This is a genomic window from Brevibacillus gelatini, from assembly GCF_003710935.1.
Classification (GTDB): domain Bacteria; phylum Bacillota; class Bacilli; order Brevibacillales; family Brevibacillaceae; genus Brevibacillus; species Brevibacillus gelatini.
The window spans coordinates 57,114-81,522 of the sequence record NZ_RHHS01000047.1 but is presented as its reverse complement, the minus strand read 5'-3'; the positions used below and the strand labels follow the sequence as shown (position 1 = coordinate 81,522).

The 24,409-nt window shown below is 51.4% G+C and carries 32 protein-coding genes, 1 tRNA gene and 1 riboswitch; of the genes, 11 read left to right on the top strand and 22 right to left on the bottom strand.

Annotation, left to right across the window (positions count from 1 at the left end; genetic code table 11):
• Positions 1-174: 174 nt before the first annotated feature.
• The 3 genes from nrdF to nrdI are packed head-to-tail and all read right to left on the bottom strand — an operon-like array spanning position 175 to position 3,613.
• A complete protein-coding gene (nrdF, locus tag EDM57_RS19250) occupies positions 175-1,128 on the bottom strand; it encodes a class 1b ribonucleoside-diphosphate reductase subunit beta (protein WP_122906315.1) in 954 nt (317 codons plus the stop codon).
• Positions 1,129-1,182: 54 nt separating this feature from the next.
• Complete coding sequence (gene nrdE, locus EDM57_RS19245) at positions 1,183-3,267, bottom strand: class 1b ribonucleoside-diphosphate reductase subunit alpha (RefSeq protein ID WP_122906314.1); 2,085 nt, start codon at positions 3,265-3,267, stop codon at positions 1,183-1,185.
• Complete coding sequence (nrdI, locus tag EDM57_RS19240; RefSeq protein ID WP_122906313.1) at positions 3,254-3,613, bottom strand: class Ib ribonucleoside-diphosphate reductase assembly flavoprotein NrdI; 360 nt, start codon at positions 3,611-3,613, stop codon at positions 3,254-3,256. The genes nrdE and nrdI overlap by 14 nt, the downstream gene beginning before the upstream one ends.
• 152 nt (positions 3,614-3,765) lie before the next feature.
• A riboswitch (cobalamin riboswitch) is annotated at positions 3,766-3,974 on the bottom strand.
• A 169-nt stretch (positions 3,975-4,143) separates the two neighbouring features.
• On the opposite strand from nrdI, the gene EDM57_RS19235 reads away from it, so the two are divergent.
• Positions 4,144-4,968, top strand: coding sequence for an alpha/beta hydrolase (locus tag EDM57_RS19235; protein WP_211338275.1), 825 nt, complete (start codon positions 4,144-4,146; stop codon positions 4,966-4,968).
• 121 nt (positions 4,969-5,089) lie between these two features.
• Here EDM57_RS19235 and EDM57_RS19230 read toward each other — a convergent pair whose 3' ends face one another.
• The 7 genes from EDM57_RS19230 to EDM57_RS24105 form a co-directional block, all read right to left on the bottom strand.
• Positions 5,090-5,602 (bottom strand): ACT domain-containing protein, encoded by a 513-nt coding sequence (locus EDM57_RS19230; protein ID WP_122906312.1) that lies wholly within the window; start codon positions 5,600-5,602, stop codon positions 5,090-5,092.
• A 41-nt stretch (positions 5,603-5,643) separates the two neighbouring features.
• Positions 5,644-5,976: a hypothetical protein gene (locus EDM57_RS19225; RefSeq protein WP_122906311.1), complete on the bottom strand. Its 333-nt coding sequence runs from the start codon at positions 5,974-5,976 to the stop codon at positions 5,644-5,646.
• 19 nt (positions 5,977-5,995) lie between these two features.
• Complete coding sequence (gene mnmA / locus EDM57_RS19220; RefSeq protein WP_122906310.1) at positions 5,996-7,108, bottom strand: tRNA 2-thiouridine(34) synthase MnmA; 1,113 nt, start codon at positions 7,106-7,108, stop codon at positions 5,996-5,998.
• 139 nt (positions 7,109-7,247) lie between these two features.
• On the bottom strand, positions 7,248-7,469 hold the full coding sequence (gene tlp / locus EDM57_RS19215; RefSeq protein ID WP_122906309.1) for a small acid-soluble spore protein Tlp: 222 nt from the start codon (positions 7,467-7,469) through the stop codon (positions 7,248-7,250).
• Between the two features lie 130 nt (positions 7,470-7,599).
• Positions 7,600-7,950 carry a DUF952 domain-containing protein gene (locus tag EDM57_RS19210; protein ID WP_122906308.1) on the bottom strand — a complete coding sequence of 117 codons (351 nt, stop codon included), beginning with the start codon at positions 7,948-7,950 and terminating at the stop codon, positions 7,600-7,602.
• A gap of 30 nt (positions 7,951-7,980) precedes the next feature.
• Positions 7,981-8,226 (bottom strand): hypothetical protein, encoded by a 246-nt coding sequence (locus EDM57_RS19205; protein ID WP_122906307.1) that lies wholly within the window; start codon positions 8,224-8,226, stop codon positions 7,981-7,983.
• The gene (locus EDM57_RS24105; RefSeq protein ID WP_122906306.1) at positions 8,174-8,455 is read right to left on the bottom strand and encodes an ATP-binding cassette domain-containing protein; all 282 of its coding nucleotides are present in this window, start codon (positions 8,453-8,455) and stop codon (positions 8,174-8,176) included. Before EDM57_RS24105 ends, EDM57_RS19205 begins: the two co-directional genes overlap by 53 nt.
• Before the next feature lie 54 nt (positions 8,456-8,509).
• On the opposite strand from EDM57_RS24105, the gene EDM57_RS19195 reads away from it, so the two are divergent.
• Positions 8,510-8,710 (top strand): hypothetical protein, encoded by a 201-nt coding sequence (locus tag EDM57_RS19195; RefSeq protein ID WP_122906305.1) that lies wholly within the window; start codon positions 8,510-8,512, stop codon positions 8,708-8,710.
• 156 nt (positions 8,711-8,866) lie between these two features.
• Positions 8,867-9,091 carry a hypothetical protein gene (locus tag EDM57_RS19190; protein ID WP_122906304.1) on the top strand — a complete coding sequence of 75 codons (225 nt, stop codon included), beginning with the start codon at positions 8,867-8,869 and terminating at the stop codon, positions 9,089-9,091.
• A gap of 227 nt (positions 9,092-9,318) precedes the next feature.
• Here EDM57_RS19190 and EDM57_RS19185 read toward each other — a convergent pair whose 3' ends face one another.
• Together EDM57_RS19185 and EDM57_RS19180 are read right to left on the bottom strand one after the other, a co-directional pair.
• The gene (locus EDM57_RS19185; RefSeq protein ID WP_122906303.1) at positions 9,319-9,609 is read right to left on the bottom strand and encodes a YolD-like family protein; all 291 of its coding nucleotides are present in this window, start codon (positions 9,607-9,609) and stop codon (positions 9,319-9,321) included.
• 179 nt (positions 9,610-9,788) lie between these two features.
• On the bottom strand, positions 9,789-10,763 hold the full coding sequence (locus tag EDM57_RS19180) for a bile acid:sodium symporter family protein (RefSeq protein WP_122906302.1): 975 nt from the start codon (positions 10,761-10,763) through the stop codon (positions 9,789-9,791).
• 251 nt (positions 10,764-11,014) lie between these two features.
• On the opposite strand from EDM57_RS19180, the gene EDM57_RS19175 reads away from it, so the two are divergent.
• On the top strand, positions 11,015-11,272 hold the full coding sequence (locus tag EDM57_RS19175) for a hypothetical protein (protein ID WP_122906301.1): 258 nt from the start codon (positions 11,015-11,017) through the stop codon (positions 11,270-11,272).
• A 90-nt stretch (positions 11,273-11,362) separates the two neighbouring features.
• Here the strand turns inward: EDM57_RS19175 and EDM57_RS19170 are convergent, their stop codons facing one another.
• Positions 11,363-11,809: a YhcN/YlaJ family sporulation lipoprotein gene (locus EDM57_RS19170; RefSeq protein ID WP_122906300.1), complete on the bottom strand. Its 447-nt coding sequence runs from the start codon at positions 11,807-11,809 to the stop codon at positions 11,363-11,365.
• Between the two features lie 616 nt (positions 11,810-12,425).
• Here EDM57_RS19170 and EDM57_RS19165 point away from each other — a divergent pair.
• The 5 genes from EDM57_RS19165 to EDM57_RS19140 all read left to right on the top strand — a co-directional run bounded on the left by EDM57_RS19165 (position 12,426) and on the right by EDM57_RS19140 (position 15,012).
• The gene (locus tag EDM57_RS19165; protein WP_122906299.1) at positions 12,426-12,731 is read left to right on the top strand and encodes a hypothetical protein; all 306 of its coding nucleotides are present in this window, start codon (positions 12,426-12,428) and stop codon (positions 12,729-12,731) included.
• A gap of 31 nt (positions 12,732-12,762) precedes the next feature.
• A complete protein-coding gene (locus EDM57_RS19160) occupies positions 12,763-13,191 on the top strand; it encodes a hypothetical protein (RefSeq protein WP_122906298.1) in 429 nt (142 codons plus the stop codon).
• Positions 13,192-13,248: 57 nt separating this feature from the next.
• A complete protein-coding gene (locus tag EDM57_RS19155; protein ID WP_122906297.1) occupies positions 13,249-13,926 on the top strand; it encodes an O-methyltransferase in 678 nt (225 codons plus the stop codon).
• A 220-nt stretch (positions 13,927-14,146) separates the two neighbouring features.
• Positions 14,147-14,494 (top strand): YkgJ family cysteine cluster protein, encoded by a 348-nt coding sequence (locus EDM57_RS19150; protein ID WP_122906296.1) that lies wholly within the window; start codon positions 14,147-14,149, stop codon positions 14,492-14,494.
• A gap of 320 nt (positions 14,495-14,814) precedes the next feature.
• A complete protein-coding gene (locus EDM57_RS19140) occupies positions 14,815-15,012 on the top strand; it encodes a hypothetical protein (protein ID WP_122906294.1) in 198 nt (65 codons plus the stop codon).
• Between the two features lie 83 nt (positions 15,013-15,095).
• Here the strand turns inward: EDM57_RS19140 and EDM57_RS19135 are convergent, their stop codons facing one another.
• Positions 15,096-15,263: a hypothetical protein gene (locus tag EDM57_RS19135; RefSeq protein WP_246005852.1), complete on the bottom strand. Its 168-nt coding sequence runs from the start codon at positions 15,261-15,263 to the stop codon at positions 15,096-15,098.
• A 309-nt stretch (positions 15,264-15,572) separates the two neighbouring features.
• On the opposite strand from EDM57_RS19135, the gene EDM57_RS19130 reads away from it, so the two are divergent.
• A complete protein-coding gene (locus EDM57_RS19130; protein ID WP_122906293.1) occupies positions 15,573-16,061 on the top strand; it encodes a GNAT family N-acetyltransferase in 489 nt (162 codons plus the stop codon).
• Positions 16,062-16,491: 430 nt separating this feature from the next.
• Positions 16,492-16,565 (top strand) — tRNA-Gly (locus tag EDM57_RS19125).
• An 89-nt stretch (positions 16,566-16,654) separates the two neighbouring features.
• Here the strand turns inward: EDM57_RS19125 and EDM57_RS19120 are convergent.
• The 8 genes from EDM57_RS19120 to EDM57_RS19085 all read right to left on the bottom strand — a co-directional run bounded on the left by EDM57_RS19120 (position 16,655) and on the right by EDM57_RS19085 (position 24,373).
• A complete protein-coding gene (locus EDM57_RS19120; RefSeq protein ID WP_122906292.1) occupies positions 16,655-16,975 on the bottom strand; it encodes a hypothetical protein in 321 nt (106 codons plus the stop codon).
• Between the two features lie 73 nt (positions 16,976-17,048).
• Entirely contained in the window at positions 17,049-17,615 is a 567-nt protein-coding gene (locus tag EDM57_RS19115) for a thioredoxin family protein (protein ID WP_122906291.1), read from the bottom strand.
• Positions 17,616-17,768: 153 nt separating this feature from the next.
• On the bottom strand, positions 17,769-17,948 hold the full coding sequence (locus tag EDM57_RS19110; protein WP_122906290.1) for a YycC family protein: 180 nt from the start codon (positions 17,946-17,948) through the stop codon (positions 17,769-17,771).
• A 162-nt stretch (positions 17,949-18,110) separates the two neighbouring features.
• Entirely contained in the window at positions 18,111-18,305 is a 195-nt protein-coding gene (locus EDM57_RS19105; protein WP_122906289.1) for a hypothetical protein, read from the bottom strand.
• Positions 18,306-18,474: 169 nt separating this feature from the next.
• Positions 18,475-19,008 carry a TlpA family protein disulfide reductase gene (locus EDM57_RS19100; protein ID WP_122906288.1) on the bottom strand — a complete coding sequence of 178 codons (534 nt, stop codon included), beginning with the start codon at positions 19,006-19,008 and terminating at the stop codon, positions 18,475-18,477.
• 24 nt (positions 19,009-19,032) lie between these two features.
• On the bottom strand, positions 19,033-19,743 hold the full coding sequence (locus EDM57_RS19095) for a cytochrome c biogenesis CcdA family protein (protein WP_122906287.1): 711 nt from the start codon (positions 19,741-19,743) through the stop codon (positions 19,033-19,035).
• A 247-nt stretch (positions 19,744-19,990) separates the two neighbouring features.
• A complete protein-coding gene (locus EDM57_RS19090; protein ID WP_122906286.1) occupies positions 19,991-21,217 on the bottom strand; it encodes an efflux RND transporter periplasmic adaptor subunit in 1,227 nt (408 codons plus the stop codon).
• Positions 21,218-21,247: 30 nt separating this feature from the next.
• Complete coding sequence (locus EDM57_RS19085) at positions 21,248-24,373, bottom strand: efflux RND transporter permease subunit (protein WP_122906285.1); 3,126 nt, start codon at positions 24,371-24,373, stop codon at positions 21,248-21,250.
• Between the last annotated feature and the right edge of the window lie 36 nt (positions 24,374-24,409).

The following is a 24,409-nucleotide window of genomic DNA, read 5'->3' as shown; positions in this document are numbered from 1 at the left end:
TTTATAACACAAATATGAATGAAAAAGTATTTTCGAATAAATAAAACTATTATTCCCTCTCCCACACGACATCGTGCACATTCCGCGTGAGGTCCCACTCGCAGTTTCTTTCAAGCACAGCAAAAAGACTGCCATCTGTAGACAGCAGCCTTTTTAAACAATCGTTTAAGTTTTTCACTCAAAACGAAAATCGTCATCCGTCAGCGGCTCGACGTTGAGCGTGCGGACGTAGCCATTGCCTTTTTTCGAGAAGAAATCGTGCTGCTTCGTATGCGTCCGTATCCCGTTCAGGACGATCGGGTTGACCTCCTCTTCCGGGAAGAACGGTTCCAGCCCCAGATTCATCAGCGCTTTGTTGGCGTTGTAGCGCACGTAGGCCAGCACCTCGTCTGCGAGACCAATCTCTGTGTACAAGGAGACGGTGTACTCCTCTTCATTTGCGTGCAGCTCGTGCAGGAGTGCGTACAGCTCTTCTCTGACCGCCGTCTGCTCCACGACGCTGAGCTTTTGATACACTTCCTGCGCGAGCACGCCGACGTACAGGCCGTGAATGCTTTCATCCCGCACAATCAGGTCGATAATTTCGCCGCTGCTCGTCATCTTGCCCTGCCCAGCCAAATAGAGCGGGTAGAAAAAGCCGCTGTAAAACAGGTAGCTTTCCAAAAAGACAGAAGCGACCATCGCCATGTAAAAATCTTTCGGCGTCTCGATCTCCTGGTAGCGCTTCGCGATGAGTGCCGCTTTCTTTTGCAGATGCGGATTGCGCTCGACCCAGGCAAAAATTTCGTCGATCTCTTCCGTAGCAGCGAGCGTCGTGAAAATGCTGCTGTACGATTTGGCGTGAATTTGCTCCATCATGCCCATGAAGGCCAGGACGGCCTTGCGCTGCAGTCCGTCCACATGCTCCATGATTTTCGGCATCCCTACGCCACCTTGCACGGTGTCGAGCAAGGTCAGTCCGCCGAGCACTTTTTTGTACGTGTCCCGTTCCGAAGCGCTAAGCTCCATCCAGGACATTTTGTCATCCGAGAGCGGAATCTCGTCATCCGTCCAGAACTGCATGATGTTCTGGTTCCAAAAGGTCATCGTAAAATCGTCGTCCGGCCTGTTCCAATTGACTGCTTTCATCGGGCGTTCCTCTTCTCTGAAAAAACTTGTCTTACTCAGAATCGTTCACTCGCATTAAACAGCGCAGCTAATGCACTCTTCCACTGTCAGATGCTTGGTACGTGTGTAGTAGAGCGATTTCAAGCCTTTTTTCGCCGCGTATATGTAGTAGCGCGCCAGCTCTCTGGTCGAGATGTTACTGTTGACGTGCAGTACGGTAGAAATCCCTTGGTCTACATGCTCCTGAATTTCTGCGATCAAATCGATCACCTTGAACTGGTCGATCACATAGGCAGATTTGTAGTAAAAATAGTTTTCCTGCGACATGTACGGCATCGGGTAGTAGGTTGTCGAGTTCGCATACGTTCTTGTCTCGATATGTTCGACGACCGGCATCACGCTCGATGTCGCATTCTGAATGTAGGAAATGCTCTGTGTCGGCGCAATCGCCAGACGGTACGCGTGATACAGCCCGTTCTTCTGCACCTTTTGCTTGAGCGCGGCCCAATCGTCCGGGGTCGGAATGTGCATGCCCGCGAACAGTTGCTTGCCTTTTTCCGTGCGCGGACGGTAGTCGTTCGTCAAGTATTTGTCAAAATACGTGCCTTTGGCGTACTCCGACTGCTCGAAGCCCATGAACGTTTCCCCTTTGGTCTGGGCGATCTCCATGCTCATTTCCAGCGAATAGTAGTTCATCATCATGAAAAACGTGCGGGCGAAGTCTTTGGCTTCCTCGCTCTCGTAGGCGATCTTGTTTTTCGCCAGGTAGCCGTTGAGGTTCATCGCACCCAGCCCGACGGAATGCAGCTCGCGGTTCGCCTTTTGCACGCCTGGCGCATTTTCCACGCGGGTCATATCGCTTACGGCGGTAATCGCCTCGATGCCTTCCCGCACGGATTCGCGCACTTTTTTGTGCTCCATCACGTTGACGATGTTGAGCGAAGCCAGATTGCAGCTAATGTCGCGGCGGATGATGTCCGGCTCGCCGTAGTTGGTAATCGTGGACGTCTCCTGGAGCTGGAAAATTTCCGTGCACAGGTTGGACATTTTCACGGAGCCGATGTCTTTTAGCGCGTGATTTTTGTTCGCGTTCGTCTTGTTCATGATGTACGGGTAGCCCGATTCCATCTGGATCATCGCGATTTTGGTGAGCATGTCGCGGGCGCTCATGACGACTCTTTTCTTGACGCGCTCGTTTGCCACCAGCTCGTCGTACATTTCGTCGAGATCCAGATCATCCAGATGGATGCCGTATTCCTTGTAAACGGAGTAAGGAGCGAACACTGTCAGCGGCTTGTTTTCCTCTGCGAGCTTGTAAAACACATTCGGTACGATCAGGCCGATTGACAGCGTCTTGATCCGCGACTTTTCATCGGCATTGATCTTTTTGCAGTCGAGAAACTCGTTGACGTCCCAGCCGAAGATGTTGTAGTAGGCGGCCCCGGAGCCTTTGCGCTGGCCCATCTGATCGGCGTAGGAAAACGCATCCTCCAGCAGCTTGAGCACAGGCATGACGCCCTTGGCTGCCCCCTCGACCCCTTTGATCGGCTCGCCGCGTCCGCGCAGCTTGGACAGGTTGACAGCCACGCCGCCGCCGATTTTGGACAGCTGCATACAAGTGCCGAGCACGTAGTTGATCGAATTCAGCGAGTCGTCCATCTCCAGCAGGAAGCAGGAAACCATTTCGCCGCGGCGGCTTTTTCCCGCATTGAGGAACGTCGGGGTCGCAGGCTGCAGACGCTGCTCGATCATGGATACCGTCAGCCGCTTCGCCAGCTCGAAGTCACCGCGTCCGAGCGAGAGTGCCACAATCGCCACCCGATCCGGGTACTGCTCCAGATACATCGATTTGTCGTTCGTTTTCAGGGCGTAGTCTTTGTAAAACTTGGAGATGGCCATGTAGGAAGCGAATTGAAACCCGGCCCCATGCGCCAGGCGGAAAATTTCATCGACCTGTTCCACGGTGTATTTTTCGTACACATTTTCGTAGTAGTCGTTTTCGATCAAGTAGTCCATGCGTTCTTTCACACTGTTGAAGGTCATTGTCTTGGCCTGTACTTCTTCCATGAAGACCGCGACAGCCTCTCTGTCCTTTTCCAGTTGGTAAAATCCGTCGCTTCCTCGCTGCATCAGTTGGTTGTTCAATTCAATGTGTCGCAATTGCTGCCACCCCACTCGTAAATTGTTCCACGTCACGGCCGGTACCGGACAGTTCGAATTTGGAAATGACCGGAACGCCATATTGGCTGGCAATCGTGTCTGCGCTTTTGGCAAAGCTGGCTCCCCAGTTGCGGTTGCCGCTGGCCGACACGCCGCGCAAATAGACATGATTCCGCTTGAGGAAACGCTCCACCTTTTCCGGCACCTGGCCAAAGCCCGTCGTATATGTAACCAGAACGAACGGCTCTTCGATCACCATCTCGGGTTCAATCTCCACGTGAGGTAGCCCCAGCTTGCTGACGAATCTTCTGACGTTTCCTGTTTTGGAGTCAAAAGCGATTAACATGTCCCTCATCCTTTACTGCTTTTGTATACTTTTCAACCAAAGTAAAAACGCATCCGACGTCAAAAGGCCGAATGCGCATGATGATCCCCATCGTATCCATTCGTCCCAAGACGAATGGAGCGTTCGAACACTTCCCTATGTCCCGTAGGTTACACAGTGCTTGCGGTCAGGCAGGTCTCCTGGCTCGGGGTCATCGCTCCATTTTCGCCTTCCCGATTTGTTGGATCAGTGGCGCAAACACAAAATGGAACTCGCTCCTTACAGTGGCGGGAACCGCGCCGGATTTTCACCGACTTCCCTATTATGTCTACCAAATATTGCGTGATATTGCGTGGCAAACACCTGTCCGCATCAATATGTAGTTGGCAAAACTTACTTTACCTCAATATATCGTAGTAGTCAAGGTCAGCATGTTCTATTTTGGCACTGATAATCTCTCTCATTTCTCTGTTGCCATTCTCTGGATTGCATTCCTATAATAGATTTCGTATGCAAAAAGTTGACGCCATCGGCCGACTGGAGAGTGATTCATGTTGGAGGACACGGTTTATGAAGCAGTAACGATTCCTCGTTCGCAAATCCGCAAAATGACCTACGATGATCGCACGTTTCACATTTTTGTCAGCATCCCTGACGTGACACCGCCGCCATCCGGCTTCCCGGTCATCTATGTGCTGGATGCCAACTCGGTTTTTGGCACGATGACCGAAGCGATCCGCCTGCAAAGCCAGGCGCCTGAAAAAACGGGGGTGTATCCCGCAATCGTCGTTGGCATCGGCTATCCGACAGAAGCGCCGTTTCACCCCTCGCGCTACTACGACTTCACCCATGTCGTGCCCGCATCCGAGCTGCCCGCTCATCCGCGCGGCGGCGAATGGCCGGAAATGGGCGGGGCAGAAGGCTTCCTCAGCTTCATCGACGACACGGTGAAACCCGCGATTGAAAAGGACTTGCCCGTCGACCGCACCCGGCAAACGATTTTCGGACATTCGCTCGGCGGCTTGCTCGTGCTGCACGCCTTGCTGACCCGGCCGCACGCGTACCAATGCTATATCGCCGGCAGCCCGTCGATCCACTGGAACGAAAGCGTCCTGTCGGAAGAGGAACGCCGCCTGCCGTCCCTGCTCACAGACGACATGCGCATCAGAGCGCTGCTCACCGTCGGGGAGCTGGAAAACGACGGCCGCTTCGCTGTCAACGTCAAGGCGCAGGCAATGGCCAAGCGGTTGTCCGCCATGGGCAACGGGCAGATCGAAGCGTCTTTCCGCCAGTTTCCGGACGAAAATCACACCTCTGTCCTGCACGTCCTCATCAGTCACGCCATTCGCTTTGCTTCCAAGCCACCTGCCCGCTAGTCTGGGCAGTTTTTTCTTTGCCTCGCTCCAGGCCACAGGCACGAAAGCCAGTCGGCACACACAAAAAACCGCCCATACGCAAACGATGAGCGGTCATGCGTGCATTCCTGTTCTTTTTGGTTTATTGCAGAGACAGCACCTTGTTGATCTGCGGCAGCTCCTCGATGGCAGCTACGACCGCCGGTGTCATCTCCTCGTCGGTGACGCAAATCAACAGGGCGTTTTTCCCCTTTTGCTCACGCGACACATTCAGCTTGGAAATGTTGATCTCGTGGTCAGCCAGCTTGCGGGACACGTCGTAAATGACGCCTGGATAGTCGGTATGATGGACCAGCAGACCGTGAGCGCCCGGAGGAATCCGACAGGCGCAGTAGTTGATTTCGCTGATGTACACTTCGCGCCAGTCTTGGGCAAACGTGTACTTGTTTGCTCCCACGCGCAAATTCGCGAGATGGTTGGCGTACTCGCCTGAGCTGTTTTGAACGGAGACGCCGCCGCCAAGTCCCTCCAGCAAAAGCGAAGCGATCTCTTCTTTATTTTCATGGGACAAAATGCTCAGGGACGCCCCTGTGAGCTGCGGCTCCAGTCTGCGAATCAGTTGGGCCAATTCTCGAAGTCCAGCATATTGGGTCATGTACTGTCCTCACTCTCCCAGTCATATTTCATCCTTGCTGCTTATTGCGGAAGAATCCACTCTTCCGGTTCCTTGATAATCGAGGAATGGTTGTCGGAGCGATACCAGGCTGTCAAGGTTTGTCCATCCTTCGTGTACACGATGCGATAGATGGTGTTGCCCTTTCCGCTTTTCTCAAACGGACTTTCCTCCAGCGGAACCACTGTCACACCGCCCGCTTCAATCACGCCGCCTTTTTCCGCGATGACGCTCTGGATCGTGGCCATGTGCTCATTGCCCGTGACCGCCATCCCCATGTAAGCGAGCACCCCCATCAAGATCGCAACCGCCAGAAACGAAACAATAATCACTTTGGACTTTTTCGCTTTATCCACCAAACGCTTCCCCCGTTATTTAAGTCTCCTTGTCAATCGGACGCACTTTGTCAATCGTGCCTCCCCCCAGGCACACTTCTCCATCGTAAAAGACGACGGCTTGCCCAGGTGTCACCGCTTTTTGCGGTTCGGCAAAAACAACTTCTACGGTATTGCCCTCGCGGATGTGCACCGTCACTTGCTGGTCAGGCTGGCGATAGCGGAATTTCGCGGTGCAGGTAAACGATTCGGTCGGCTTGTTCGCGCTCACCCAGTTCACGTCAGTCGCCAGCAAGCTGCTCGAATACAGGCGGGGATGGTTGCTGCCTTCGCCAACGATCAGGACGTTGCGCTCCAGGTCTTTGTCCACGACAAACCACGGCTGTCCGGTCTTGCCGTGCCCGCCGCCAATCCCCAAGCCCTGGCGCTGGCCAAGCGTGTAGTACATCAGGCCGTCATGCCGTCCGATCACGTCTCCGTCTACCGTTTCGATATTGCCGGGCTTGGCTGGCAAGAAGTTTTGCAAAAACTCGCGGAAGTTTCGCTCGCCAATGAAGCAAATCCCGGTGCTGTCCTTCTTTTTCGCGGTGTACAGCCCGGCTTCTTCGGCAATTTTACGCACCTCTGGCTTTGGCAAATGCCCGATCGGGAACATCGTTTTCGACAACTGCTCCTGACCGAGCACATTGAGGAAGTACGTCTGGTCTTTGTTGTTGTCTGCGCCGCGGAGCAGCTTGTACTCTCCGTCGATGAACTTCACCTGCGCGTAATGGCCTGTGGCGATGTAATCGGCTCCCAGGTCCATGACTTTTGCCAAAAGCTCGCCGAACTTGATCTCGCGGTTGCACATGACATCGGGATTCGGGGTGCGCCCGCGTTTATATTCATCCAAAAAATACTGGAACACCTTGTCCATGTATTCTTTTTCAAAATTTACGGTGTAATACGGAATGCCAATCTGTTCACAGACGCGCCGGACATCCTGGAAGTCTTCTTCCGCCGTGCAGTGGCCGAATTCATCGGTATCATCCCAGTTTTTCATGAAGATGCCGATGACGTCATATCCCTGTTGCTTGAGCAGGTAAGCCGTCACGGAGGAGTCGACCCCGCCGGACATGCCGACAACGACGCGTGTATCTTCTGGTCGTTTCATAGTCTTTCTCCTCTTGATTCAATTTGTCCATTTACAGATTACCATGTTTCGCCCAACAATTCATGTCTTGTTGCACTTTTGGCGGCCACATGCGAAAAACGCCTGCCGCAACAGACTGCGACAGGCGCTGATGAACACGTTATTCAGTATGGGAAACTTCGTCTTTGATCTCGGAGCGAAACCCTTGGATGCTCTCTGCACGGCGACGGTTTTTCGCCTCGATGTTTGCCCGTTCCTCTTCGGAAATCTCGCCCGCATGTGCTGCCAGGTAATCCTCTGACTCGCGAATGTTCTCTTCCGTGTTTTGCAGCATCTCTTGCAGCTTGGCTGCGTTGTCAGAACGATCGTCTGGTTTTGCCATGAAAAACACTCCTCCCTTTGCCAATTTGATTCCCTACCTGTACCATTGTGCTCCGTTCGCGGAGGAATTATGTACGATCAGGTGGAGAAATCGGGGTTCGGCAAAAGCGGGGGTTGCACATGGCTTTGGATCAGCAAACGGACGATCCGATATGCCACCGTCCGTCTGTTCTCAGCATGCGTCTCACATCCATGATCGCCTCGCGATGGAGCGGCCCGTAAATGTGCGGATAAAAAAGTCCGTCCTTCGCCTGCTCGTATTTCACGGGAGAAGGCGATTTTGTCTCATCCACGACGAGCACGTACAATTCTTCGTCGAATGCGCCATACACCCGGTCGGCCACCTTGCTGAGCAGCTCTTCGCCTTTCGTGGCGTGAATGAAGCCTTCCTGCTCATAGTCGCAGGGCAGGTAATGGTCTTTGTCCGCCCACTTTTCCCAATAGGCTTTCGGGCACAGGCAGTAAATGATGGATGGCTGCATGATCTGTGTTCTCTCCCTTGTCGTACCGCTTTATTTTTTCCCCATCGCTTTGTTGAGATGGCGCATGGCTTTATCGAAAAACATCTGGTCGAAGGCTCCCTGATCGAACTTCCATTCAATGAAATTTTTCAACGAATGAAGGTCTACCCACGCATCCTTCGCTTGCGGATTGCGGTCAGGCACTTCGCCTGTGATCTCTCCCTCGTAGACCAGCCTGGCCATCTCAGACGGATGCATCCCGATCTGATAGGCGATCTGGTGTAGCGCGATTTTCATGGAATCCTCCTGCTTTTCTCAGTTCTGGTATCGATTCTTCCTCCATTTTGCCAGTCTTTTGCCTCCGTGCCAAGCCCTGCTCTCTCAAGATACACCGGACAGACGCAGGCTGAATTCCACATTTTCCGGCAGTCGGCCGCTCCAGTCCGCTCAGCCAATTCAGCAGCGTCGTCTTGCCTGATCCCCATCTGCCGGAAAACGGAAAGAAGCTGAAACAATTGTCCCGCATATTCGTATACTCAAAGTATAAACCGACCCTACATGACGACTTGGAGTGATGGAGATGTTAAAAAAGCTATGGAAAAACTTACTGGGTAATCACTCGACTTCTTCCCGCAAATACCGGAAATACAGCAGCAGCGACCTCAAATATCGCAAAAGATACAGTTCAGACCACGGGTATCGTCACGGACATGGGCACTCCCATTACGGCAGGTCCCACTACAAGCGGAAGCACTCCAGCATGAGTTTTTTCAGCAGCTAGGCGCTCCGTCTCTTTTATGTACGAAAACACTCTGTTTGCCGGGCAGCAGAGTGCTTTTGTTTTTTTCAGACGATTATTAAGTTTACATAATAAACATTATGTCTTGTTCAATCTGATAATGCCCTATGCTACAATATGGAAAAGGAGCGTGCACAAATGAACCCATCCAAATCGTTTTACTATACAGTCGATCAATCCATGGTCGATGAGTACAAAAAGATGCTCGACTTGATGAAAATTCCTTACACGATCGAAGCCCCTGTCGCTTTGCTGAAAGAGGGAGCCGATCAGTATTCGTTCGTGTTCCCGAACATGTCGGGCCGTCTGTACCAGATGGTGCGCAAGCTGTTCAAGGGTGAGGGCAAGCCTTATCCGCAATAGGCATGGTATCGGGCAAAAAAAAGGACCCATTTCTGGGTCGAAGTTAGGAAGTGGAGAGAATGCATGCTATGTAATATATACTAACATAAAATGTCCGGTTGTCAAATTTATTTTGGCTATTTTCGCATCTTTTGTGTCAGTTTATGTGACGTGAGCTCTTTTTTCCTTCCCTATCAAAAAAGGAGGGCATACTCGCCCTCCCCGCTTTGTTTTTGCGGCCGCCAAACTCAGCCGCGAACATTCACGATCTTTTCCAGCTCAATCCATTCGCTTCTCTTTTCATTCACCAACTGAACTTTGCGCGATTGCGGATCGATCCACTTGACCACACCCCACATGCTCTGTGTGTTCCCGCACTCGCCGTCCATCGCGACCCACCAGCTGACGGTCACTGCATAATCCTCCCTGCCCGAATCCCGGAGCAAATACAAAAACGACTCGCGCTCCTGCTTCGTGACCAGCGGCGGAATTGTGCGCAGCCGGGAAGCTTGCCGTTTTGAGCTAGTTCCGATCCTCACGTGCCTCACCCTCGAACGTATGTTTGTGTAAATTATATACGAACATCATGCGAACAAGCAATAAAATCCTCAATCGAGGGCTTTAAGGAATAACGACCGCGCTGTGGGGCAAGCATGTTCTGGCTTATTCGGTTATTCGCTTAGCTCGGTAAAAAAGCAGGATCGCCCCGCTTGCCAATCTAATGCGCGGCTTCCTGCACGATTTTTTTCGGTGTTTTTTCCACGATGTCCAAAAACTTGCCAAAGCTCGATGCGAGCGTCTGCTGAAACAGCATTCCCAGCACGACCGGCAACGCGACTGTCGCCGGAAAATAGGTGATCGCCATGACCGCTCCCGCACTGATATTGCGCATCCCGCTGTTAAAGGTCAAGGTCACGATCACATCGCGCTCCCAGCCAAATAGTCTGGAGATCCACCAGCCAAGCAAATACCCCAAAATGGCGAGAAAAAGCACGACCAGCGCCATTCCCAGGAGCTTGACATCGAAGGCGTGAAAATAGTTCGCGACCATCGAGCTGTTAATCGCAACGACTACACCCATCCCCAGCTTGGAAAACGGAGCGAGCTTGGGAGCCAATGTCTGTTTGACTCTTCCTTTGGAAAAATGGTGCAGCAGCATCCCGACAAGCGACGGCAGCACAATCATGTAGAACAGCCCTTGCATCATGTCCCACGCATCCATCTCTACCTTGGCCCCGAGCAAAGCGTACATGCCAAACGGAACGACAAGCGGCGAGATCATCGTATCCAGCAAAATAATCGAGAGGGTCAGCGCAATATTGCCCATGTAAATCGACGACCAGAGAAAGCTGGAAATTCCGGTCGGGATCAGGGCGGCCAGCAAAAAGCCCGTAACGACATGCATATCGTCCGGGTAGAGCAAATTGGCCACTCCCCAGGCGATGAACGGCATCAGGGCATGTAAAATCAGCAGATTGACGACAAGGGGCAGCGGCCGCGTCATCACTTTGGCAAATTCCTTGAAGCCCGCTCCCAGGCTCCCGGCGAAGGTCATAAAGGCAAACACCCACGGCGACAAAAATGCATATGGTTGCAGATGAGTCCCTGCCAATACGCCAATCGCCACACTGCTTGGGGTGAGCAAAGGCATTATTTTTTCCAATGACTTGTTTACTTTTGCTAAAAGATCCACATTCTTCACCTCAATTGGCTTTTCGCAAACAGTCCACGGACAGTTTTCTCTGGTTGTGCTGGTTGTGCGAAAACCGTAAACGGATATTTCCGCTGCTAATTGTCCCATCCTCTTATATTACGCACGATGCAAGTTTATTTCCATAGTAAAGAGATAAACATGGTCTGAAAAACTGTCAAAAAAATGATTCTTCCTGCTGCATACTTCTCTCTCATCGGGTAAAGGCTAAGGCAAGGAAAGGAGGTATTTTTATGAACGGAATGGATTGGGTAGAATTTATCCGCAAAACCGAAGATAAAATGTACCACCTCCATCGAGCCATTGATGGGATTTGCAACGAGCCGGATTACAAAGAATCCGTTTCTGCCCTGACCGAAGTGGTAAGGGATTATAAAGCGCTGGTTGAAAAAGCAAAAGAAGAGTTGCGCAACGTCGACTTTCATCGGGATCGTGGTCGTGACCGAGATCATGAACGTGATCGGGAACATGATGATGACGAACGCTATTAAACGAATCCAACTCCCTTTTCCCGGGAGTTTTTCTTTTGCGCCGTAAAAAACCTCGGTCACCTTTCCGGTAAACCGAGGCCATAAGCGCTGTTACCCTCTCATTTTCTTTTCCAGTTCTTTGCTTTCTTTTTTCTTCTTGCACGCTTCCTTGACATCGGTTGGCCACGGAGCACTGCTCATGGCTTGCAGGTCGGAAAACAGCCTCTTGTCGGAAGTGACGTGGATATTCGAATCCGGGAAAGCCTCCTTCAGCTTTCCTGCGACTTCTTTTTCAATCGACTCCAGCCGGAAGCGGTTAAAATTGCTCACCTTGATGGCAAGGTTCAAGTCTTTGTCAATTTGCACGGCTGCTGCTTCGTCGACGCCATTCACGCTGCCAGCAATCGCCTTTGCCTGCTCTTCCCATTCGGTATAGCGGACAGGTGCCGGTGTGCACAATGGTTCGGCGTCGTTTTTCTGCTTGGTTTGCGCGCTGTTATTGCCTGTGCAGCCTGTAATCGCCAAAGCCAGCATCAAAATAGCAAGGATCGCTCGCATGCAAAACACCTCCAGACCAATCTACCCTTTCTTTAGGATGACCGGAAATGAAGCGTGTATGAATGCGCGATCCTTCCATGGCAGGTATTTGCCAGCGAACGAGCGAACCGCTGGTATTGCTGATCCTTTTCCATTCCATAAAAAAAGCGGTGACTCCTCTGCCTTTTTGAGCCACCGCAGACCCCAAGAACATTGTGAGTCCTAGTATAAAATATACCATAAGCGCTGAAAACGCGATAGGAGATCATTGGATGACCCTTTACAAAAAAAATCCCAGCCGCAACTTCGGGCTGGGTCGTACGGGGTAGTACGCATATGTTATACGTGAATGATTTCATCATATAGGATGTTCGACCCGGTAACAACGATCACATTTAGGTAATAGTACCTATGTCTGGAACAAAAAAAAGCGTCGACCTGTCTGCAAAAATTCAGTCGAACGCATCCCCAAGATGGATTATACTAGTTAGCTTGGATTACATTTCTATTATCTCCGGGATTGGACGATAATACCATGCGAAAATAATGGTAACAGACGCAATTGTTTCCTCTCTTTATTCATGCACCATTATTTCCCAAGCAATGGGATTATGTTACAATAAACGAGGTGATTACGATGTTCCTTTTGTTTCGCTTCATTTTGGAAATCATTCGCATCCTGATTTGGATGGCGATTTTCCTTGCAGTGACAAGTCCGGTGGTCACTTTGTTTTTTCGGCAGTCATCCCCTGGAGAAAACATTATTTTGGCGCAGGCAGCCCTGTTTCTGCTTTACTTCATTTTTTACCGCAATCGGCTGCAGCAGTCCGGCTGGTTCCCAAGCAAACACAACCAACCACTATCCAGGCGGGCTACCGCTCTGCTCTATCTCAGTGCAGCCACATGCTTTTCCGCCGCCATCTTCATGTCTTATCTCCATTAATTCGATCCGGACAGAAAGCAGGTGAAATCCGATGACCGCAAAGCTTGCCTTTACACTCAGCGCGATCTTTTTTCTAGCCAGCGGATTCCTTTATACACTCGAAAGAATTCTCGCTTACTACATCTGGATCGGGCAAATGCAGGCCGCCTCTATTACCGGGCAATTTCCGACGCTGCCGGAACTTCCCTCCCTTTTCACCAACGGCTTTGTCACCTTTTTTCTGGCAGCAAGCGTCTTTCTGTTGATCGTCGGTCTGATTTTGTCGACTGACAAGCAGCCATTGATCCAATCCGATGAATCGAGCGGTCCGAAGCATGCCGGAGATTCCGCACTTCCGCTCACGCCCGGTCAGGTGGCCGGGGAACAAACGGCTAACAAACAGCCAGGTTATTTGCTGTACGCCATCATCGCGTTCCTGGCCTTGTTCATTCTCGTCGGCATTCTGAATTTTGTGCGTTGAGCAAAAGCTTGTTGAATTTGTAGCATGCTCATTTTCCCATGATAAAGGAGTGGAACGATGAATCGCGATCAATGGATAGCTGTAGACGACTACTTTTCCCGGCAATTGATTTCAGCAGATCCCATCCTCGACGCGGCGCTGGAGAGCAACGCCGCTGCTGGCCTCCCGCCAATCGATGTCGCGCCCAATCAGGGGAAACTTCTCCATCTGCTGGCACGCATTCAGGGAGCGCGGACGATTTTGGAGATCGGGACACTTGGCGGCTATAGCACGATTTGGCTTGCCCGCGCCTTGCCCCACGACGGTCGGCTCATCACGCTCGAAGCGGAGCCAAAGCATGCCGAGGTGGCCAAAGCCAATATCGCTCGTGCCGGACTTGAATCAGTGGTCGAGATCAGGCTTGGAGACGCTTTGGACAGCCTGTCTGCGCTCGCCAATGAAAATTGCGGGCCGTTTGACCTCATCTTCATCGATGCCGACAAGAAAAACAATCCCGCCTACTTCCGCTGGGCGCTGAAGTTTTCGCGAAAAGGCAGCGTCATCATCACCGATAACGTGGTGCGCAATGGAGCCGTGATCGACGAAACAAGCAGTGATCCAAACATTGTCGGCGTCCGGCAATTCACGAATCTGGTGGCAAACGAGCCTACAGTCAGCGCGACCGCCATTCAAACGGTCGGAAGCAAAGGCTACGACGGCTTTGTCATCGCGCTGGTAACAGAAGACCCACGTTAACGAACCGTACAGGCATCCTGTAAAGAAAACCCGTTGTTGCGCTTGCTGCAAAGACGGGTTTGACTTATTTTTCTTGTGCAAACGGCAGTTTTACATCAAATGAATATTGACAAAATTATATATTTTTGATATATTTAAATTTTTGTTTACAAACCAAAACAAACCTTTCATACTATTCTTTACAAAAAAAGCAAAGAACAGATTGAAAGGTTGTGCTTTTGTGAATACATTGCCATGCCAAGGTTGCAAAGGCTTGTGCTGCGGTCCGGTTCCGATCACGGAAAAGGAGCGTACGAACATACATAAGAAGCTGAAAGCCATTCCGAAAAAGCTGCGCGAAAACCTGGAGCAGCAGCCCCGTTTTAGCGGAACCTGTATTTTTTATGACATGAACAAAGACCAGTGCGGCATTCATTCGTTTCGCCCGGAAATTTGCCGGATGTTCGGCTATTACGAAGACCTCGTCTGCTTTCGCAAGCCAAAGTTGGCTACGAAAGGAAAGGTCACGATGAAAGAAAAGTACATCGGCCTTTTGAGCATTGATTTTACGTGGAAAGATTTTCGCTGACACGGTGGCTTGTCGACGCACATCGCTCTCCCTCTCCTGTAACCAAAAATATCCAGGAAACGTATCGTTCATAGGGAGGGAGGCTTCGCCTATGCTCGACACTATCATAAACAATGGGTTCCTTTTGCTGCTTTTCGTTAGCTGGGTTGTGATTGTCGCATCACCGTCTTACCGGTTCAGATGGCTTGTTTTCCTGACAGTCGGTTTGTTCCTTTCGCTATACTTTTGGATATATTTACCAATCGAGGATGAAGCACATCGAGTAGGACACTAGCCATAAAAGCTTGCCAGACAATCAAATTGCAGGAGGTGTCACCCGCGTGGGACCGTTCATCGGCTTCGCCCTGCTCGCTTTTTTGGCCATCACGCTTTTTCTCGCGGTCGAAAGGCTGATCGAGCGCAGTCTGTCCACCGACAGCTTTCTGGCAGGCACGCTTTTGAAAACGATGCTGTTTCTCATGGTCTGTGCGCTCGTCTATGTGGCATTGCCATGGTTTAGCGGCCTGTTTGCTTTCTGAGGTATTTTGCACAAACAGGATGCTCGGCGAAGCTGCATGAGAGCTTGCCTGCGCATCCTGTTTTGACGAACTGCACCAGCGGTTTAGTTTTGTTCATGTCTCCTGCTCTCCAGCAACTGGGCGAGCTTTTGATTCCGCTCGCGGTCAAGCTGTATTTTTTCTTTCATGAAACGAAGCACTTTCACGATCGCATAAATGACGAACGCGTAAAACAGCAGCGCCGGAAGAAAAACGATTAATTGGACCAACATCGTACCCCATTCCACAGAAACAGCGCCAAAATCCAGCACAATGCCCATCCCCTTTCTCTCTGTGTAGACGATTTACATTTACTGAAAGCTGTATTTCCAAAAAACAGCATGCTTTTTCATGTTACCACTATCTGCTAATTTTTCAAGCAAGCTTCACTCTGTCATGAGTTTACACGCGCTGTCCAAACCAAAAGATGGTACAATGATTTGAAGTGCTGTATTCGCTCTTTTTCATGCCTGCTATCCTGCCCAAATGCTTTCAAGCTTTGCAGTATAGTGCCTTCATGCAACAATCAAAGGGTGGTAACTATGTTCAAAATCAGAAACGTCAAGATGGAAGATTTGCCGCAGCTTGTAGCCATCGAACAGCTTTGTTTTTCGGAAGAAGAGGCTGCAACGGAAGCGGCTTTTACTAAGCGGATTCAGATGATCCCGGACAGTTTTTTTGTCGCGGAAGAGAACGGGGAAATTGTCGGGTTCGTAAATGGGCCAGTCATTGAAACTGCCTATATTACAGATGATTTGTTTCGTCATAGTGAAAAAAATCCGGCAACTGGCGGGCACCAAAGCATCCTGGGATTGGCGGTCCACCCGCAATTTCAAAACCGCGGCATCGCCTCAAAGCTGCTGATGCATCTGGAAAAAGAAGCGAGATTGAGACAGCGTGAAACGATTACGCTGACATGCAAGGAAAACTTGATTGGCTATTACGAGAAGTATGGATACATAAACAAAGGCATCTCCAGTTCTGCACATGCCGGAGAGATTTGGTACAATATGGTAAAGGAATTGTCATAAGCCGTTGAGGATCAGTTATGATGATAGAACGAATGAATAAGCCAGTTAATACACGGCATTAGGGGATGCCTCAAAAGGGCAGTTCCACTAACGTTCATAATTAGAAGCTTGGCTATATCAACATTTCTGACGAACAAAAGGGGCGTCCTCGAATTCGAAAAAGCGACCTCTTGAGACAGCCCCTTGCCCTTGTTCACCCTAGCCGTTGACACCAGGAGCTATGGCTGATGCTGACAACTTGGGGCTTATCATTGCTTCCCAAAGGCTGTATCCCCCGACCGCCAGTATGCAAAGCGAGCAGGCTGCGAAGGAATCGCCGGACATTTTATTTCCCGCAGCAAGCCAATTATGGATAACTTTCCCTTGACTTCGAGGGGCCAGTTGTTATAATAAAGGATGTAACCTAACGTCCGGCCAGACATTTTGTCTTGCGGGTGTAGTTCAATGGTAGAACTCTAGCTTCCCAAGCTAGCAGCGTGGGTTCGATTCCCATCACCCGCTCCATACATTTGCTCATGAAAACCTTGCTGATGCAAGGTTTTTTCTATTTGCCAGCTACCGCACTTTCGAGCAGCCACTTTCACGTAGCTGCTTCACCCTTTTTCCTGAATTCCCGTCTGCTGCAAAATTTCCTCTGCCCACTGCTGGAAGACGGCGAGAGCTTGTTCCACCTCCGCAAAATGACATTGCTCCTCACAGACGTAATCAGGAAATTCCAAAATGCGGTTTTTGCGGATCAGCACTTCGCCTGCCTCGCACTTGATCTCCAAAAAATACGGCACGGACTCGTCGATGCCGAAGCGATTTTCCATAAACTCGTACGTGCGCACCCACTCCAAAATTTGCACCTCGGAGGGCTGCAGGCGCAAAACCTGCTCCAGCGACATGATCGTTTCGTTTCCATAATAGTGCATGCGATTCTCAGCCTTTCTGAATGAAAATGGACGGAGCCGCGAATCCGCCCTGCATTCGTCCTTTTTGCTTTCCCTAAATCGCGGAAAGCAGCTCTTTCAATTCCTTGACGATGACTTGCTGGTAGCCGGTTCCATCGCCGTACTGCTTGAGCATTTCCGCACGCGCTACCTTGATTTTTTCTTCGTAGTCCGGCGCGTTGCGGTCCGGATTTTGCTGTTTGAATGCGGTCATGACTGCCTGGACGTGACTTGGACGCGGGCCCCATTTGGCGAGCACATGTCCGCCTGTGTCCGCAAAAATAACGACCGGGATCGCGCGGCCGCCCATCGTCAAAAATTCATCCATCAGGTCGAGGTGCTCTTCCATGACCATGATTTCTACCGGCATCTCTGTTTCTTTCAGTACGTGGAGAACGACGGGCAGGTTGCGGACCACATCTCCGCACCAATCTGCGGCGAGAATCAGGCATCTGAGGTCATCGCGATGTTGCAGCGAGGCAAAAAACGCCCGGTCCTGTTCATCTGCCCATTCAAACGCTTCCGACCAGCTTTGGAAAGCCTCCTGATTTTTGGTCATGCCATCGACGAACGCTTTTGGCGTCAATCCCGTGCGAAACTTATGTGCGACATTTGCAGCCATTTTCTTGCCTCCCGTATATGTATCTGGACTTGCTCCAGTATCTTTTCTACAACAGCGGCAAAAGTCCTTTTCCTGGAAAAACGTCTCGCCGTTTTTCCTCCCGGTGATGCGAGCAGTGTGCCGTCGATAAACGCGACGCTGGCTTGTTTTCGCTTACTCGGCTTTGCCAGGCTCTTGCTTGTCCGCCTTGTCCGCTTCCTGCTCCTGTTTGGCCAGCTCCATCATTTTTTGCATCAGAATGTGTTGCGGCATGTGCATGAGCCGCTCCAATGGAACATTCAGCGCTTCGGCAAGCTTCACTGCGGTTTCCGGCGATATTGGCAAGGGACGCATGAAAACAGCTCCTTTCCGTTATGAAATGCGGTCTTTTCAGTATAATACATGGCGTACGAAGCCGCCAGAGAGTGGACGGACTGTCCCCATTCAAAAAGAGATAATCCTCTGCTGCTGCATTTGGCAGAGATTATCTCCCGGCGACCTCGTACCTGTTTTCGCTTACGCCTTTGGTTTGGTAAGAATACAGGGCACCCCTTTTCCAATCGCGCCAGGCTGTGACATGTGCTCCAAATACGCCAAGCCGCGCGCGCATTGCTGCTTGCACGCCTGACATGTACTGGAGGTCACGATTTTCAAATTGAGCTGGTGGGGGTGTTGCCGACTGTTTTTCTTCTTTTTTTTGCCCTTGGCCATCTGATCCCTCCCTTTGCCCTGGTTCACTCCAGTCTATGAGACAGAGCACCCCTGTTCTTTAGGCACATATACAAAACGGGATGGCTGCGGGCAAAATGGGCCGGCTCTCGCAGCAAAAGAAAACCGCCGGGCAGTTCAAGTGTGCGCCAGCGGTTCGTATGTCGTTTCGCTACTTTTCCTCTTTCTGTAGCTGCCGAAGCTCCAATTCCAACGTTTTTGCGTCAATCATTCCGATGATTTTTTTGCGGACAATGCCTTGTGCGTCGATCAGGTAGGTCGTGGGAAAAGCCTGCACGAGGTAACGGTTGGCCACCGAGCCGCTTACGTCCATCGGGATGGGAAAGGTCAGCTTGTAAGACTGTACGAAGGCTTGCGCGGCCTCCGGGCTGTCACTGCTCGTCACGTTTACCCCGTACATGTCAATCTGTCCACCGTACTTCTCGTAAATCTTCTGCAAATCGGGCGCTTCCATCCGGCATGGCCCGCACCAGGATGCCCAAAAATTGAGAAGCAGCGGCTTGTCCCTTTTTCCCTCTACCTTGTACGTCTGGTTGTCCAGACCTGTCAAGGTAAAGTGAGGGGCCACGAAGCCCACTTCCGGTTTCTGAACATCTGCTACGACTGGCGCTGATGGCTGGGGCTTTTCCCAAACCGCAATTCCTGAACCCGCAAGCACCAGCACCGCCAGCAACAGCTTTTTCATCTCGTCACCTCTGCATGACTGGTCTTAAAATCCTGTAAAGCCGCCGAACAATTGAATGAGCACGCGTGTAATGTCTGTCAATTTGTCCGTGTACAGCAGCACGCCGAACAAAATCATCATGCCGCCGCCGACTTTCATGAATTGATCCGAATACTTGACGATCGCGCTCACTTTACTGATGAAGAACGTCATGACGAAGAAAGGAATGGCAAACCCGAGTGTATAGGCCAGGGTGTACGTCAAGGCACGGGACGGATCCGTGACACCAAGCACGATGATGCCGGAGAGAATCGGCCCGACACAAGGCGTCCATCCGGCAGCATAGGTCATTCCCACCAGTATGGACCCAGTATACCCCAAAGGCCGCGATTTTAAATCGATCTTGAACGACCGCATCATCCAGTCCATTTTAAACACTTGCAGCATGACAAGGCCAATGACGACGAGCAAAATCCCGCCAAGCTGCCGGATCAAGTCCTTTTGGTTCGAGAACAGATTGCCAATCCACGAGGTGGACAGTCCCAGGGCGATAAAAACAACGGAAAAACCGATGATGAAAAATAGCGTATGTAAAAGGGCCTGTTTCTGGAAGACGGTTCTCCCTTTTTTTACTTCATCCACCGTCACCCCTGTGATATAGGACAAAAAGGACGGATAAAGCGGCAGACAGCAAGGCGAAATAAACGAGAGAAACCCCGCCGCAAAGGCCAAAAACACCGTAAGATTCCCAGTCATATGTACCTCCGAATGGTTGTTTCATCCACTATATTCCTTATTGTAGCGAATCTTTCGCTCCTTCAAAAGCAAAAGTGGCACTTTGCCTTAAATCCGTGACATTTGCAACTCCAACATCCAGATGATCTGGGCAAAGGAAATTCAGCCGTGTCGAATGTACAGAGCCAAACCTCACATACCCGAATCATTGTCATACGAAAAAAGAGACGGAATTCGCTCCGCCTCTTTTCTCCCTTGCTCTATTTTTCTACTGAATGCTTACCTTGCTGCCATCCTTCAGCAGCGTAATTCCGGTCACTACTACTTTGTCGCCTTCCGCCAGACCGCTTGTAATTTCGATCTTGTCGCTGGTCGATTTACCGGTCACTACCTCTACCTGCTTGGCAATGTCGCCTTCAAGCTTGAACACGTATTGCTTTCCGTCACGATCAAAGACCGCTTTGCGCGAGATAACGAGAGCTTTCTCGCCGCTCGCACCATCGGATGGGAACGTCACGTTGACGACCATGTCGGACTTCAGCTCGTTGGATGGATTCGGAATCGTGATTTCGACGGGATACGCCTTGAGCGCGGAATCCATCACAGGGCTGATTGCCGTTACTTTGGCATCAATCGTTTTTCCTGTTGATTGCACGTTCACTTTTACGACGGTACCCACTTTGACTTTCGTAATATCCGCTTCGGACAGGTTCGCTTTTACGAGCAACGGGTTGGTGTTGACTACCACGACGACTGGCTGCTGCCCGGCCATTTGACCGACCGCGCCGTTTACGCTGGACACATAGCCGTTGATCGGCGAAGTAACCGTCGCGTTCGCCAGTTGCTCGCGGGCATTTTGCAAGCTGACCTCAGCCTGTTTCACCGAAGCCGCCGATACTTGCACGTTCGCTTTTTGCTGGGCGACCTGCAAGTTTTGCTGCGCGTTGTCATAAGCCGTTTGCGCGTTGGTCAGCTGCATGTTCGCCTGCTCCATTTGCTGGGCGGAAATCGCTCCCTGCGTAAACAACTGGTTCATCCGCTGCTGGTTTAGCTTCGCATCAGCCAAAGCGGCTTCCGCCTGTTTCAGTCCGTTGCGCGCTTGGACCAGTCCCTGATCCGAGCTGCTTCCGGCCTGATTCAAGCTGGCCTTGGCCACTTCGTATGCCGCTTCCGCCTGTTTGACACCGTTCACCAAATCTTTTTCATCCAGTTTGAACAGCACCTGGCCTTTTGTCACATACTGACCGAGCTGCACAGGCAGCGAGGTAATCTTTCCGCCTACTTTTGGCGAAACCTGCACCTCTTCACTCGGCGCCAGTTTCGCCGTAAGGCCGGACTCTGTCGTGACAGTGCCGGTGGCGACTGTCTCGATCTGTACAGGTGTTGCCGATTCCACCGTTTCTGCCTGCGGTGTCTCCGCTTGCGGGCTGGAACAACCTGCCACGAGGCTTACAGCCAAAACGGCCAGTATGACGGGTTTTATGCTAAGTTTCATGAATGTCCCTCCTCATCCCACAAACGCTTTTTACGATTCCAAAGCGGGAACGGTTTTCTTTTGTTTCTTTTCTTTCCGTTTCATGCGTCTTTCGCGACGCTTTTTGCCCAGATCGTCAAACCACGAGGTGACAACCGGAACCAAAATCAGGGTAATCAGTGTCGAAAAGCTCAGACCGAAAATAACGGTGATGGCCATCGGAGCTTGTGTCTCTGTACCCGATCCGCCGGAAAAGCCGAGCGGTCCAATCGCGAGGATGGTCGTCATCGTCGTCATCAGAATCGGACGCAGACGGATAGGTCCGGCATGGAGAATCGCATCACGCAGCTCCCAGCCTTTTGCCCGCAGTTGGTTCACGTAGTCGATCAACACGATGGCGTTGTTCACAACCAGACCGATCAGGAGGATGTACCCGATCAATACGGATACGCTGATCGTCGTTCCGGTAATCAACAGTCCGAGCAGAACCCCTGTAATCGTCGGCGGAACCGAGAACATGATGATAAACGGACTGTAGAACGATTCGAACTGCCCTGCCATAACCATGTACACAAGCACAACAGAGAGCACAATTGCCAGTGCGAGACTGCCGAACGACTCAGCCATGTCCTGGCTTTGTCCGCCAAACTCCACTTTGTAGCCGTCTGGCAGATTCAGGTTGTTCAGCTTGGCCGTAATCTCCTGTGTGACAGAGTTCAGGTCACGACCTGCCAGGTCACTCGTAATCTTCACTTCGCGCGTCAGGTTGGAACGGTTGATCGTCAGCGGCACGTCCACCTTGCTGATGGCAGCAACGGAGGACAGCGCGACTTGTGCCCCGCCTGGCGCAGCGATCCGCAGGTTGTTCAGGTAGTTGATGTCTTCCTGATAATTTTCAGGCAGCTTCAGGTTAATGTCAATCTCGTCATCGCCAGTACGATACTTCGTGACAGTCTGTCCCTGGAAGGCTGTGCGGACACTGGAGAGAATCTGTCCGGTCGACAAACCGTACATGCTCGCTTTTTCCGGGTCGACTTTGATCTCGAATTCCTGTCTGGATGCTTCCAGGCTGGTTGTGACGTTGAGCGTACCCGGTACTTTTTCGATCTCGCCCTTGATGATCGAGCCGATGTCCTTGAGGACGTCCAGATCGTCACCGCGCACGGTCAGCTCAATCGGCGAGCCCATCGACATGCCTTGTGCCGCGCTTACGTTGATTTCCGGCCCCGGAATCATTTTCAGTTGCTGCTCCAAATCCAGAACGATGTCGTTTGAGGAACGTTTACGCTCGGTCACGTCAACGAGCAGCAGCGTGATTTTTGCCTGATTGGAGGTCAAGGTGCTGGCCAGCGGCGAACCGCTGCTGCCGATCGATGTTGCGACAATGTCTTTTTCCGGCACTTTGTTCACAATGTCCTCTACTTGCTTGGCCACTTTTTCCGTTTCTTCGAGAACGGTTCCGTTCGGCATCTTGATCGATACGGAAATCTGGCCCTGGTCCATGCTCGGAATGAACTCCGCCCCGATCATCGGCGTCAGCGCAAGCGAACCGATCATCATACCGATGGAGGTGAACATCACTGTTTTTCTGTGGTTCAAAGCCCATGCCAGCAGCTTTTGATAGCCTTTTTCCACTTTGCCAAATCCGATGTTAAACCAAGTCACCGGGTTAATGCCACGATAATTTTCGTGATTCGCATGATTCGGTACTTTCTTCAAAATGCGCGAGCTGAGCATCGGCACGAGCAAAATCGAGAAGACGAGTGCCGCAATATGCGAGTACACGACTGTCAAAGCCAGTGGTCCGAACAGCTCGGAAGCAATCCCTTCCGTCAGGGCAATCGGCAAGAATACGCAAATTTGCGCCAGGGCGGAGGCCATTACGGCTGTTCCGACCTCTTTGGAGCCCTCCAGCGCGGCTTGCATCATGCCTTTTCCTTCCTCCCGCTTGCGGAAGATGTTCTCCAGCATAACGACCGCGAAGTCAATCAATGACCCCAGACCGAGTGTCAAACCGGACAGCGAGATCAGGTTGATCGTCTGGCCAGTCATGTACATCAGCAGGAAGGTCGCGACGATGGATACAGGCAAAACGATAACCGCGATCAGCATCGACTGCAGACTGCCCAGGAAGAAGAACAGCAGGATGATCCCGACCAGTCCACCGAGCAGAGCGTGCTCCGCCGTTGTGTAGATCGAATCTTTGATGTATGTCGAGGTGTCAAGCGTCGTGGTAATTTGCACATGTTCTGGCAAATCCGCCTTGATCTTCTCCAGCTCTGCTTTGACCTCGTCGGCCACCTCGATGGTGTTTCCGCCGGAAGCTTTCGTAATCGAAATACCAAGGCTCGGCTTGCCGTTAACGTAGCTGAGCTGCGTAATGTCTTCGAGCGTATCTTTGACTTCGGCAATATCGCGCAGGCGAATGGAGTTTTCCCCTACCGAAATCGGCGTCAAGGCAATTTGCTCCACGCTGGCAAATTCACCCTGAACGCGAATGTTCATGTTGCTGTCCCCTTCACGGACGGAACCGGCGGAGCCAGACAGGTTGCCGCTTGCAAGCGCCTGCTGGATTTGCTCCAGGGACAGCCCGTACGCGGAGAGCTTGGCCGGATCGACGATGACGTCGACGATTCTATCCTGGCCGCCGCTGATGGAAGCAGCCGCAACGCCGTCAATCCGCTCCAGCCGCGACTGGATCATGTCTTCCGCCAGCTTTTTCAACTGGTTGACATCCTGCTCGCCTGTGACGGCAAACTGGATGATCGGCTGACTGTTCGGATCGATGCGCAATACGCGCGGCGCATGCGCGGAATCAGGGAGCATGCCTCTCACCTGATCGACCTTTTCCCGCACATCGAGCGAGGCCTGGTCGAGATCCGTTCCCCAGTTAAACATGAGGATGACCTGCGAGGCCCCTTCAATGGATACGGATGAAATGCTGTCCAGATTGGAAACAGTTCCCAGCGCATTTTCTATCGGCTTTGTCACCAGTTTTTCTACCTCACTGGGCGATCCCCCGTCTACAGACGTGACGACTACCGCAACCGGAAAATTAAGTTCCGGCATCAGGTCAATCGCCAAGCGAGGCAAGGAGACGAAACCGAAAATCAGCATGGCCACGGTCAGCATAATCATCGTGACCGGGCGTTTAATCGAGAGTTCAGACAGATTCAAATCTACTCACCTCTTCTGGAAAACTTGACATGGCTA